6 protein-coding genes are annotated in these 13643 nt (G+C 61.5%); all 6 read left to right on the top strand.

Annotated features, from left to right (window positions below; all coding sequences use genetic code 11):
• The first annotated feature begins 2 nt into the window (after positions 1-2).
• Positions 3-3626, top strand: a complete 3624-nt coding sequence (locus tag DXA43_RS03110; RefSeq protein WP_117806240.1) for a UvrD-helicase domain-containing protein — start codon at positions 3-5, stop codon at positions 3624-3626.
• 136 nt (positions 3627-3762) lie between these two features.
• Positions 3763-4272 carry a DUF3284 domain-containing protein gene (locus DXA43_RS03105; protein ID WP_117806239.1) on the top strand — a complete coding sequence of 170 codons (510 nt, stop codon included), beginning with the start codon at positions 3763-3765 and terminating at the stop codon, positions 4270-4272.
• A 103-nt stretch (positions 4273-4375) separates the two neighbouring features.
• Positions 4376-5575, top strand: coding sequence for an MFS transporter (locus DXA43_RS03100; protein ID WP_089572167.1), 1200 nt, complete (start codon positions 4376-4378; stop codon positions 5573-5575).
• Between the two features lie 240 nt (positions 5576-5815).
• Positions 5816-9619 (top strand): DNA polymerase III subunit alpha, encoded by a 3804-nt coding sequence (gene dnaE, locus DXA43_RS03095; protein ID WP_117806238.1) that lies wholly within the window; start codon positions 5816-5818, stop codon positions 9617-9619.
• Positions 9620-9647: 28 nt separating this feature from the next.
• Positions 9648-13112 carry a DEAD/DEAH box helicase gene (locus DXA43_RS03090; RefSeq protein WP_117806237.1) on the top strand — a complete coding sequence of 1155 codons (3465 nt, stop codon included), beginning with the start codon at positions 9648-9650 and terminating at the stop codon, positions 13110-13112.
• A gap of 150 nt (positions 13113-13262) precedes the next feature.
• Complete coding sequence (locus tag DXA43_RS03085; RefSeq protein WP_117803029.1) at positions 13263-13625, top strand: desulfoferrodoxin family protein; 363 nt, start codon at positions 13263-13265, stop codon at positions 13623-13625.
• Positions 13626-13643: the final 18 nt, after the last annotated feature.

Below are 13643 nucleotides of genomic sequence, written 5' to 3'. Positions count from 1 at the left end.
CCATGGATCTTTCGACTTTGATGCCGCAACAACTGCAAGTCGTCAAAACGCTCGACCGCCCGCTGTTTGTCTCGGCAGGTGCCGGCTCGGGCAAGACCTTTACCCTCACGCGCCGCATCGTCTATGCGCTCTCGCCCGAATCCGGTCCGTTTGTCGAGCATCTGGATCAGGTGCTCGCCATTACCTTTACCAAAGATGCCGCGGCCGAGATTCGCGACCGCGTGCGTCGCGCGCTTATCGAAGAGGGTATGGACGAGGAGGCCCTGACCGTCGACGACGCTTGGATCTCGACCATTCACGGCATGTGTTCGCGCATCCTGCGCGCGCATGCGTTGGAGCTGGGCATCGATCCCGAGTTCGCGGTGCTTACCGATACCGATGAGCTTATGGATCAGGCTGTTGAGCATGTGCTGGCCCGAGCGACGGCACCCGATGCCGCCCCCGAGCTCGCCGCTTCGCTTAAAAGCCTCTACGCCTGGTATCCCATGGCAGGCGAGGGCGGCCTCTTTGGCGCCGGCACCACCATCAAGGGCCTGGTGCGCGACCTGCTGGAGCTCTCGAGCCAGCTGCCGGGCGGTATGGACGACGTGTGCGTGGCGCGCGGCCAGGCCGATACCTCGGCACTCGCCGATGCCTATCGTGCGGCGCTGGGCGCAAGCAAGGCCGCGACCGAGAAAGCGCAGGTGGCACTCGATGCCATCGACGCGTTTGAGGCGAGCGGCAAAACCATGGAGGATGTGGCGCGACTCATGATGTCGTGCAGCATGCCTCGGGCGAGCAAGGCGTTTCCTAAGGAGCAGGTGGAGCTGCTCAAGGCCGAGGCCGCCGATGCATTTATCAATATCGTGCTTGCCTGCGGCGGTCCGGCGCTCGATGCGCTGGTGGGGCTTGCTCGTGCTGTGGAGGCGGAATACCGCGCGCTCAAGGCTGACCAGTCCGCGCTTGATAACAACGACCTGCTGCGCATGGCGTACGAGGCGCTGCGCGATTATCCCGCCATCCGAGCGGCCTATGAGGGTCGCTTTAAGATGGTCATGATCGATGAGTTCCAGGATACCGACCAGATGCAGGTCGATTTGATCCGTTACCTGACGGGCGCGGGGGAGCGCGCACTGTGCACCGTAGGCGATGCGCAGCAGTCGATCTACCGCTTCCGTGGTGCCGAGGTCGAGGTGTTCCGTCGCCAGGAGCGCAAGGTGGGTTCGACGACGGCGTCCGAGACGGTCGCCACGTCCGATGCCCCCGCCGGCGAGCTCGTCAAGCTTGTACGCAACTTCCGCAGCCACGACGAGGTGCTGCGCTATGTGGCGCGCGTCTTTGACGGCGACACCGGTGGTTTGATGCAGGGGTTCTTGGATCTTGAACCGAGCGACGAACGCGAGGACAAGCTCAAGGCGAAGACATCGCGCCGCCAGGCGATCTTCGTTGCCGGTGGCAGTACGCAGGAGCGAACGCAGGCGAAAGCTCGCGCGATTGCGGAGCGATTCCAAGCACTCGTTAAAGCGGGCCAGCCCCAGGGCAGCATGGTCCTGCTGCTGGGCCGCATGACCAACGCCGATGTCTATGCGCAGGCCTTCCGCGACCAAGAGCTCGACTGCGTGATCGCAGGCGGCTCGGTCTTTGCCCAGGCTGCCGAGGTCCAAACGGTGCGTGCCCTGGTCTGCGCACTCGCCAATCCGGCCGATACGGCGCAGGGCCTTATGCCGCTGCTCGCCTCGCCGATGTTTGCGCTCGGCGCCCAGGAGTTCCTGGCGCTGGCGACCAAACTGGACGACCAGACGGGGGAGACCTCGCGCCGCAACATCGATGCGGGCATCATGAGCGATTCCGATGTGCCGGGTTTGCAAGACTTGCCGCTCGTGACGCGCGCCCGCGAGGTGCTGCGGTATGCGCTTCGTCGCGTGGGCCGCGATTCGTTCGCCGCCATCGCGCGCGATACTGTCAACGCCTCCGGCTGGTTTGTGCGTCTGGCACAGCGTGGTCCCGAGGGCAAGGCCATTGCCGCCAACGTGCTTAAGGCGCTCGATGCCGTGGCCGAGGCGGAGGCCGAGTTCGGTAACTCGCCGCGTTCCATTGCGCTTGCCTTCGACCGCTTCTTGGCGGGCAAGGAGGCCCCAGGTGCCCTCAACGAGGAGGGCGACGGCGCGGTGCGCATCATGACGGTGCATGCCTCCAAGGGCCTGGAGTATCCGGTCGTGGCGGTTGCGGAGTGCTTTGGCGTGCGTAAGTCCTCGGGTGCGGCTCAGATGGGGCGTGTCGAGGGCGGAGCGCAGGTCGTGGCGCTGCCGGCGCGCTTCGACGGCGTTAAACTCGCGGACGGCACGTTCGTAAAGGGCGATGACGTCAAAAAGCAGTTTGAGCATGCGTTTAAGGGTAAGGGCACGTCGCTATGGTTGCCGCCGGAGCTCATGGAGGATGTCTGCGCGACGGGTTCTCCCGCCGAGGCATTCGTTCGCCTGCGCAACCACGACCTGCAGCTTTCGCTCGAGGAGCGGGCTCGCTTGCTCTATGTCGCCATGACGCGAGCGCGCGAGCTGGTCATTCTGGCGATGGATGTCGGCGTGAGCCGCGGCAAGGTGTGCGCGCCGACCTTCGATGTCGAGACGGATCTGACCTACGACGTGCTGCGCCGCATCCTGCCGACCGACAGCCTGGACATGCCGCAGCTCGATAGCGACCGTTTGGTGTTCGACAACTCCAAGCCGGGCGACTACGAGCTCATCTCGCTGGCGGACTTTACGTTTGGCGAGCAGACGTTTGAGGTCAACGCTTCGCTGGATGTCGAGGGCAGGCTTGTCCGCGGCGATGCGGAGCCGGAGGGTGCCGGTGCGGATGCCCACGCCGCTGTTCCCGGTCCTGCCGACCCCGAGCCCGATGCGTTTGAGCTCGTGTATCCCCAGGCGGTGGGCGTGCGCATGGGCACCTGCCCGTATCCGGCGCGCGATTCGTACAGCTACTCGTCAATTGCCGCGGCACTGCATGCCGAGTCCGAGGACCGAGCCGCCGAGGCGCATGTGCCCATGGACGAGGCTGGCGATGATGCGGAGTCGGATGGTTCCGAGATGACGGATGCAGGCGTGGCCGCCGTTGAGCCCGCCGGCAACCCCATGGCGCTGGGCTCGGCGTTCCATGCCGCCTGCCAGTGGCTGATCGAGATGGGTGCCGATGCGCTGCCCGCTGAGCGTGCCGATGCGCTGGCGCGCCTGTGGTGCCTGACGCCGGAGCAGCGCGAGCGCTTCGACGTTGCCCTGGACCGCTGGCTCAAGTCGGCTGCTCGTGCCGACCTGCTCGCGTGGCCGTGCGTTCGCGCCGAGGTGCCGTTCTTCTCGCTGGGCTGCGAGGACGAGGACATCGCCCGCTACGGTGCATATGCCGAGGGCGCCATCGACGCTTTGGCGACGAACCCGGCGGATTCGTCATGCGCGCTGGTCATCGACTACAAGACGGGTGGGACGCCGGACGAGACGCCGGAACAGCTGCAGGAGAAGCACGCCCTGCAGGCGCGCGTCTACTCCGATGTGTTGCACAAGGCGGGCTTTGAGGCCGTGACCGTCAAGTTCGTCCGCGTGGAGCAAGTCGACCCCGCCAACCCCTGCGAGCCTCAAGTAGTCACCTACAGCCTCTAGCCACCTCAGGCTTTATGGTGCTATTTGGTTGGTTTTGCGGCCGTAAGGCCCTCAATCGTCCAAATGGCACCGCAACGCATGGGAGAGCTTGGGGCGGTACAATGGCCCGAACGGTTCAAACGAATAAGGGGCCATCATGCAGCTCACCAAAACGCTTAAGGTGACGCCGGAGGAGCTTTTTGACGCTCTGGCGGGGTCCATCATGCAGGATATCGAGAACGTCACGGGCAAACGTCCTAGCCGCAATAAGCTCAACGGCTATAAGTACGAGAAGCGCGCCCAGTCCGCAAAAGGCAAGACCAAGGGCACGGCGATCAAGGTTAAGATCAAGCACTTTGACTACCCGTGCCTCTATGAGGTCCGTTTTCAGTATGCGGCGGGCATCAATACCATGCGCTATGAGACTGCACCTGCTGGCGATGGTGCTTGCGAGCTCACCTATACCGAGGATTTTCAGGGTGCGGGTGGCAACACGTCTGGCATGCGCGGCAAGCTCGGCCTCTTCTTCTACGAGCGCAAGCTCAAGAGCCACGCCAACCAGACGATTGATCAAATCGTCAAATACATCGAGGGTGAGCGCCGCGTAAAGGCTAATCCCGCCTTCGCCGATGATACTGCCGAAAACGCTTCGGATGTATTCCATTGATACCCTGTGCAAAAGCTTTACCGCTCTTCACATCAACTGTGAACACTTCAGGCTTCGAGTCAGTAGCGAGCGGCCCGACAAAAGTAGTTGATGGAAGTGCCAAATGAATAAGAATGCCGCTACGCAACTGCACATCTATTCCGCCTTTTTCGTTCTCGCGGGATTTGTTTTAAATCGGGGAGTGTTTCTACTTTTCCTTGCGGAGAAAGGAATGCCTGTCACGGAAATCGCGCTTTATCAAGCCCTGTTTAACATTGCAACGGTCGTCCTCGAGCTGCCAACAGGGCTGATAGGCGATTTCTTTGGAAAGAAGTTTTCGATTCAAGTGGGCGTGCTGCTGCTTTTCTTCCATACGGCTGGCATGCTGTTGCTCTCAGGCCCCTTTCTTGTCGTGCTTTCCCTTGTTGAGGCACTCGCCTACTCCCTTCAATCGGGATCCGAACAAGCACTTTTATATGAAATTGCCCGGAATGCCGGTCAAGGAGAGCGCTTCCTCACCATCAATGCTCGGCTGCTTGCCGCACAATCAATCGCTACGGGAATGGCAATTGTGCTCGGATCTTTCATTGCCCAAGTATCTTGGAGCGCCCTCTACGTATGTGTCTCCGTTTTCTATCTCCTGCAGCTTTTCCTTCTGTATCCCATTGAGAGGACGGAAGCGACCCGTTCTGAAAGCTCTGAAAAGGGAAGGTTTGACGTAGCCAAGATCTTCAGACGCGAAACCTGGTGCATTGGAGAATCCGCTTTTGCGGTGTTGCTTCTTCTAATCGGCACAAGCATGCTCGATGGATTCTATGGGAGTTATTACAACTTGAATCAGTTGGTATTCGACGCATTTGATGCTCCCGTCTCCATAATAGGAATCTTTTTCGGTGCATCCTATGCAGTAAATGCGACGGCCTACATTGCAGCAGATTTCTTCTCATTGCGTTTCGGGAAAAGAAATACCATGCTCGGCTCGATGCTAATCGAGGCTGGCCTTTTCATGATTCTTCCGTGGTTCGCTTCAAATCCGCTGTGTTTGTTTGGCCTTAGCATGGTGCTTTGTTTTCTCCCAGAAGTGGTGTACATCACTTCGGAAAACTTAATCCAAGACGCTATAGCGGACGATCTCCGCGCGACGATCCTTTCCGTCGCGTCTCTGGTAAGGGCTCTCTTTTCTGCAGTGTTTTTCTCCATATTTGGACATGTGTTGGGGTTATATCCCATTCAGATAGCGCTCGGTATTATTGGTGCAATCGCGATAGCAATTACCGCCGTTGTTTCATTAAAAATGGTTGGAATACAGGTCTCCAAGAATTGATATATCGATTGACGAGCTATCCGAAGCGTCGAGCCTTCTTGATGGACATGACTATTCGTCACAAATCATTCCGCGCATCGCCGGGGTTCCAGTAATACTCGATATATCTGGATGCCCTCATTCCCCTTTTTGAAGGTCCCAAATTGACTACCCGTGTGGGTTTGGCTAGGTTCGGGTGCTGTCCGTGCCGTGGGGTAAAATCGTTCAGTCAGAACACGAACCCGCATCGGAGCTCATCACATGGCATTTGTCCATCTGCACAATCACACTGTTTTCTCCATGCTCGACGGCGCAACCCGTATCCAGGATATGGTCAATCGTGCCGTTGAGCTTGGCATGCCCGCCGTGGCCATTACCGACCACGGCTACATGTACGGCGTGCCCGACCTGGCGCTGGCCTGCGACGCCGTCAACCACAACACGCCCGAGTACAAGACGTGGAGCCACGACAAGGCCTTCTTGGAAAAGGATCGCCGCGACGAGCTGGTGGAGCCCGATCCCGAGGCAAACCCGCGCGAGCATGCCCAGTATGTGAAGGACATGGCCATGTGGGACGAGAAGGGCAACATCGACGAGCTCAAGCCGCCCCTGGTCATCAAACCCATCTTTGGCTGCGAGGTCTACTTTACGCCGGACGAGACGCTCGCCCGCGACCACAAGCCCGAGCTCTACCACATGATCCTTCTGGCCAAGGACCAGGAGGGCTACGTCAACCTGATGCAGACGGTTTCCGAGGCAGCCGTGCAGGGCTTTTACTACAAGCCGCGCGTGACGCTCGACAACCTGCACCGCCACGCCAAGGGCATGATCTGCACGAGCGCCTGCATCGCGGGCATCATCCCCAAATACATCGACCGCGGCGACATGGAAGGCGCCATCAAGTGGGCCGAGACCTTCCGCGATACCTTTGACCCCGGCGACTTTTACATCGAGATTCAGGAACACGGCATCACCACCGACAACGGCCTGACCGATGAGCAGATGGACCGCACGCTCATCGATATCGCCAAGCAGGTGGGCGTCAAGGTCATCGCCACTAACGACTTCCACTACCTGCGCCGCGAGGACGCGCCTGTGCAGGACGTCATCATGTGCATTGGCATGAACGCCAAGGTCGACGACCCCAACCGCATGCGTATGACCGGCTCGGAGTTTTACATGAAGACCGAGGAGGAGATGCGGGCGATGTTCCCGTATTGCCCCGAGGCCTGCGACAACACGCTCGAGATCGCCGACAAGTGCTACGTGGAGCTGGACTGGGACTCTATCATCCTGCCGCGCTTCCCGTTGCTCGATCCCGGCGAGACGCACGAGAGCCAGTTCCGCCGCGAGTGCGAGAAGGGCCTGCGCCAGCACTACGGTGACGACTGGGCCACGCGCGAGATCGGCGGCGTCAACATCAAAGAGCGCTTTGAGTACGAATACAAGGTCATCTGCGACAAGGGCTTTGCCGCCTACTTCCTCATCGTTGCCGAGTACGTGCAATGGGCCAAAGACAACGGCATCGGCGTCGGCCCCGGCCGTGGCTCGGCCGCCGGCGCTATCGTCGCTTACGCCATGAACATCACCGCGTTCGACCCGCTCGAGAACGGCCTGATGTTCGAGAGGTTCCTGTCCCCGCAGCGTACCGAGATGCCCGATATCGATATGGACTTCGACGATGAGCGGCGCCTCGAGGTCGTGGAGCACGTTCGCCAGCTCTACGGCCCCGAGAAGGTCACCCACGTCATCACCTACTCGACCATTAAGGCCAAGCAGGCCATCAACGATGCCGCGCGCGTTCTGGACTACCCGGTCTACATGGGCCAGCGCCTGTCCAAGATGGTCTCGAGCGACCCCAAGGTCAAGCTCAAGCAGGTACTCGAAAAACAACCCGGCAAAGAGGATCTGTTTAACCCCGACTTTGCCGAGGCCTATAAAAAGGACGACGACGCCCGCCGCATCATCGACACGGCGCTCTCGATTGAGGGCCTCACCCGTGGCGAGGGCGTGCACGCGTGCGCCGTTCTGATCTGCCGCGACCCCGTCAACGAACATGTGCCCACCAAGCTCGACACCAAGGGCGGCGTCGAGATTACCCAGTACGAGGGCCATACCGTTGCCGACATGGGCCTGCTCAAGATGGACTTCTTGGGCCTGCGCACGCTGACGGTTATCTCCAAGGCCAAGGCAAACATCAAAAAGAACTTCGGTATCGACATCAAAGAGGAAGAGATCCCCTTTGACGATCCCGAGATCTTTAAGCTCATGGGCTCCGGTCACACTGCCGGCGTCTTCCAGGTCGAGTCCGCCGGCATGACGGCCACGATCAAGAACATGAAGCCCACCGAGTACAAGCACGTCGTAGCATTGATCGCCCTGTACCGCCCGGGCCCGCTGGGCGCCGGCATGGTCTCGTCCTACATCAACCGTATGAACGGCAAGGAGCCGGCCGTCTCCTACGACGACCGCCTGGACGACATCCTGGGCGAAACCTACGGCACCATGGTCTACCAGGAGCAGGTTATGCTCATCTCCGTCGAGATGTGCGGTTTCTCCAAGGGCGAATCGGACTCGCGTATCCGTAAACCCGTGGCTAAGAAAAAGATCAAGCTGCTCACGTCGACGGTGCTGCACTGGGAGGATGGCTCGGACGAGACCACCTACGACCACTGGATGAACGGCGCTATCAAGAACAACTACACGCGCGAGGTCGCCCAGAAGATTTGGGACGATGTTCTCGAGTTCGCATCTTACGCCTTTAACAAGTCGCACTCCGCCGGCTACGCCATCCTGGTTATGCAGACGGCGTGGCTCAAGGCGCACTATCCGCACGAGTACATGGCGGCCGTTCTGACGTCCTACACGGGCAAGACCGACAAGATCGTTCATTACGTCTCGGCGTGCCGTCACGACGGCATCCCCGTGCTTTCGCCAGATGTCAATGAGTCCGGTACCGAGTTCACGGCTACCAAGGAGGGCGTGCGCTTTGGTCTGGCCGGCATCCGCGGCGTGGGCACCGGCGTGGCGCAGGCGATTATCGCCGAGCGCGAGGCGGGCGGTCCGTTTAAGACGCTGCACGATTTTGTCGAGCGCGTGGACTCGAGCCAGGCCAACCGCCGCGTGATCGAATCGCTCATCAAGGCAGGCGCCTTCGACTCCACGGGGTATCCGCGTCGCCAGATGATGCACTTTGTGGACAAGAACAACCCCGAGAACATCATCGATGCCGCGGTAAAGCGCCAGAAGGATCGCGCGAGCGGCCAGACGTCGTTCTTCGATATGTTTGGCGACGTTGAGGGCTCGGGCTTTGAGGTGAGCGTGCCCGATCCGGATGGCCAGGAATGGGACCGCCACCTTAAGTTGAGTCAGGAGAAGGAGGTTCTGGGCATCTATGTCTCGGACCACCCGCTACGCCCGTTTGAGTATGCACTAGCCAAGGCGCGTGACTTCTCGTTCTCGCAGATCGACACCGGCTACGAAGTTCAGAATCCTACGGGCGGCACCATCAACCAGGAAATTCCCGAGGGCAAGGCGCTGTGGTGGGCCGGCATGGTCTCGAGCGTGTCCAAGCGCGTGACCAAAAACGGTGACCCCATGGGCATCGTGCAGCTCGAGGACATGGAAGGCGAGGCCACCGTCGTCGTGTTCCCCAAGACCTACAAGGAGGCCGAGGGGTACCTGTACGGCGAGGTCGATCCCGAGACCGGCGCGCAGCTGTCCGATGCCTTTGTGCGCATTAAGGGCAAGCTCGAGCGCTCGGACCGCGGCGACCAGATCATCGCGCAGGAGATCGTGCCGCTCGAGCTCAACGAGGAGAACAACAAGCCCAAGGTGTTTGAGGTCATGGTGCCCAACAGCCGCTTTAGCCAGGGCAATATGGCGCGCCTGGCCACGGTGCTCACCGCTAACCCGGGCGGCGACCGCGTGGAGATCTTTATCGAGCAGGTGGACGGGCGCGTGCTGCGTGCCGAGGTACCTGCCAAGGTCAACGCGCGTTCGATTCCGCTGCTGGCCGAGGCCAAGGCCATTGTGGGTAACCAGGGCCGCGTGACGGTGATCTAAGCTACCCCGGGTGAGATTGGAGGAAGTGATGGCGCAGGGGACGTTTGTGCAGGCGCTTCGCAAAGAGGCGGCGTTGAGCGGCACCTTTATGAAGGGGCGCTCGCTCATGCTTAACGGTGCCGTGCTGTCGATTGAGGACAGCGGCTCGCGCTTCTCCAAAAACGTGACGGTCGAGGGCACGGTGCGCGGCTCGCGCGGTTACCTGTACAAGACGCACGTGGCGCTCGACATGGACGAGCACGAGGTTATCGACTACGACTGCGACTGCCCCGCCGCATACCGCTATCCCGGTATGTGTAAGCACGCTATTGCCACGGCGCTGGCGTATTTGGATGCCAGCGGCGCCGAGCCCGTCGAAGGTTTGCGCACGCCGGTTCGCACGTTTACGGCGCAGCCGAAACAGCCCGCGCGCGCCATGTCCGCCGCGCCGGCCGTCAACCCCAACTTTCCCTTCCCGGCGCCCGTCCCCACGAGCCCGAGCCTTGTGGCGGCGCTCTCCGATCTTTCGGACGCGCGCATGGATGAGCTGGCGAGCATGCGCCGCAAGCTTGCCGGTGCCGTTGATCCCGACGCCCCCAAAGCGGCATTGGAGCCCTCGTTGGTGCCGTACTACAATCCGCTGTTCGCTGACCGCTTTAGCTGGGCGCTCGAGTTCCGCATTCGCTGTGGATCGGTCTCCTACGTGGTCAAGGACATCGACGGCATGGCCGATGCCTACGTGCGCGGCGGCACGTTCTCCTATGGCAAGAAGCTCACGTTTGTCCATTCACCTGAGGCCTTTGACGAAACATCGGCAAAGCTGCTCAACCTTGTTGTGACGACAGTTGCCTATCTCGATGACATCACAAGCTCGCGTTCGGCGTCGTACGACTTTGCCCGCAGCGGTTTTGTTGCCGAGCGTCAGTTGCCGCTGTCCGAGCATAGCATCGTATATGTGCTGGACCTGCTGCGCGGCCAGACCATCTCCTTTGAGCCCGCCTGGTCGCGGGGGATGACGACGCATCGCACCTACGACGTGGCGGTTGAACTGCCTCCGGAAGGGGAGGACGAGGCGCTGTCTAAGCGCCCACCGCTCCTTGCCGCCAAAATCGCGCCGGCGGCCGGTGGCAGCTATGATCTGCGCCTGCCCGCCGATATGTACTGCTTTACGTCGGGCGATGCCGCCTACTTGGTTGACACCCGCCGTGCGCGCCGCACCGATGTGGCGTTTGCTCAGCACGCGGCGCCGTTCCTATCACGCTTGCTGCCCTGTCGCACGCCGGTCCATATTGCCGCCGAGCAGGTGGGCGAATTCTGCCGCATGGCACTGCCCATTTTGCGCGACTACACCGATCTTACCGCTCCCGCCGTGCTCGACACCGTGGCGCCCGAGCCGAGCTTTGCCATGGCGATCGGCGTCGACGATGGGCTCGTGACCTGCAAAATTACGGTTACCTACGGCGACTGGTCGGCAGATCTCTTTAGCCTGGGCGCTCCGGGCAGCCCCTTCGAAGAGCGGCGCCCGGGCGTGCCGCCGCGCGACGAGGTGGCAGAGTTTCGCGTTATGGACACGGTGGCCCTGTATTTCGACTTTTACGAGGGCGGCCTGGCATTTGAGGAACGCGATGATGAGAGCCTGTTCCACTTGCTGACCGAGGGCCTGTCCGCCCTGTCCGAGCTGGGTGAGGTCATGCTCAGCGACCGTCTGCGCCAGATTTCGGTGCGCCCCGCGCCCAAGCTCTCGGTTCGTGCGACCGTCAAGAGCAATCTGCTCGATGTCGAGCTGGGCGCGAGCGGGCTTTCGGCGGCAGATCTTGCCATCTATCTGGACTCGTACAAGCGCCACCAGACGTTTGCGCGCCTGACGTCCGGCGACATCGTGCGCCTGGATGAGGGAGCGCGCGCTGCGTTTGGCCTTGCCGAAGATCTGGGCGTCGATGCCGTCGACCTGCTCGACGGCGTGTCGCTCCCCGCGTCGAGCACCCTTTTTGTCGATAGCATGCTCGCACGCACGCCGGCGCTTGAGGCCGATCGCGACGCCGCGTTCCGCCGCACCGTCGAGCGCCTGGACACGCTTGGCAAGATGGACTTTACGGTGCCGGCATCGCTCAAGGCAACGATGCGCGGCTACCAGGTCGACGGATACCAGTGGCTCGGCTCGCTCGAACACCTGGGCCTTGGCGGCATCTTGGCCGACGACATGGGCCTGGGCAAAACGCTCCAGATGATCGCGCATATCCTGGCGCGCGTGGAGGCGGGGGACACCAAGCCCACGCTCGTGGTATGCCCGGCCTCACTCGTGTACAACTGGACTGCCGAGCTGGAGCGCTTTGCCCCGTCGCTCGATGTGTGCGCCATTGTGGGCGCCAAGGCGCAACGCCGCGTGCAGATCGCCGGCGTGGCCGAGCATAGCGTGGTCGTGACGTCGTATGACCTTATGCGGCGCGATATCGACGAGTACGTCGAGCAGGATTTTGCCCGCGTGGTGCTCGATGAGGCACAGTACATTAAAAATCCGCTCACGCAGGTGGCGCGCGCCGCCAAGCGCCTGCCTGCCGGCGTGCGCTTTGCCCTGACGGGCACGCCCATCGAAAACCGCCTATCCGAGCTCTGGAGCATCTTCGACTTTTTGATGCCGGGCCTGCTGGGTACGCGTGAATCGTTTGCAAAGCGCTTCGAAAGCCCGGTCGAGCATGCCGAGGGCGACAGTGCCGCCCGCCTGCAAGCGCTCGTGTCGCCGTTTGTGCTGCGCCGCGTAAAGGAAGACGTGGTGGCCGACCTGCCCGAGAAGATCGAGGATACGGTCATGGCGCAGCTCACCGGCGAGCAGAGCAAGCTCTACCTGGCCAACCAGGACCGCATCGCCCAGCAGGTGCAGCACCGCGAGGCCGGGGAGTTTAAGAAGGACAAGCTCAAGGTGCTCGCCGAGCTCACCAAGCTGCGCCAGATCTGCTGCGACCCGCATCTACACTACGAGGACTACAAGGCAGGGAGCGCCAAGCTCGACGCTTGCATGGAGCTCGTGCACGGTGCGCTCGACGGCGGGCACCACATTCTACTGTTCAGCCAGTTCACGGGCATGCTCGATATCATTGGCAAGCGCCTGGCCAAGGAGGACATCGGCTTTCTTAAGCTCACGGGCGCTTCGTCCAAGGAGAGCCGCGCCAAGATGGTCGCGCAGTTCCAGGCGGGCGAGGTGCCGGTGTTTCTGATCTCGCTCAAGGCGGGCGGCGTGGGCCTCAACCTGACGGCGGCCGACGTGGTCATCCACTACGACCCGTGGTGGAACGTGGCCGCGCAGGACCAGGCGACCGACCGCGCGCACCGTATTGGCCAGCAACATACCGTGACCGTGTACAAGCTCATCGCCAAGGACACGATCGAGGAGCGCATCATGCAGATGCAAGAGTCCAAACGCGACCTGGTCAACAGCGTGCTCGGCGGCGACGGCATCTCCTCGGCGCTGTTTACCCGCGAGGATGTTCTGGCACTGCTCGGCGGCGACGGGCGCTAACCCGCTCGGGTGGGGCCGCCAGGGCGGATAGCGCACGTTGCCCCATCGTCCCCGCTCGTTATGTGTTCATTTGCGATGCCGTGGATGGTTCGCGCGCCTTTGGGCATAAGAAGCATCGAGAACATCGGCACATCAGCAAAGGAGAACATCATGGCGAAATTCTATAAGGACCCCGACGGCAAGCTCATTGCCGCCCTTGGCAACGACGTTGCAACCCCTGCCGGCTGCACGGAGCTGACCGCGAACACCGAGGACGCGGCGCACGAGAAGCACGTGCCCGTCGTTGAGAGCGAGCGCGACGGTCACGTGATCCGCGCACGCGTGGGCTCGGTCGAGCATCCTATGGTGCCCGAGCACTACATCGAGTGGATCGCCCTTGAGGCCGAGGGCCGTCTGGAGGTCCATTACCTCCAGCCCGGCATGAAGCCCGCGACGTTTTTTGCCGGCGGCTCCAAGACCGGCACCGTCTATGCCTATTGCAACCTGCATGGGCTGTGGTCCGCGACGTTCTAGGAGCGCGTCCCCGCTCGG

Source organism: Collinsella sp. OF02-10 (assembly GCF_003463445.1).
Lineage (GTDB): Bacteria > Actinomycetota > Coriobacteriia > Coriobacteriales > Coriobacteriaceae > Collinsella.
This window is presented reverse-complemented; position numbering and strand designations above follow the sequence as displayed.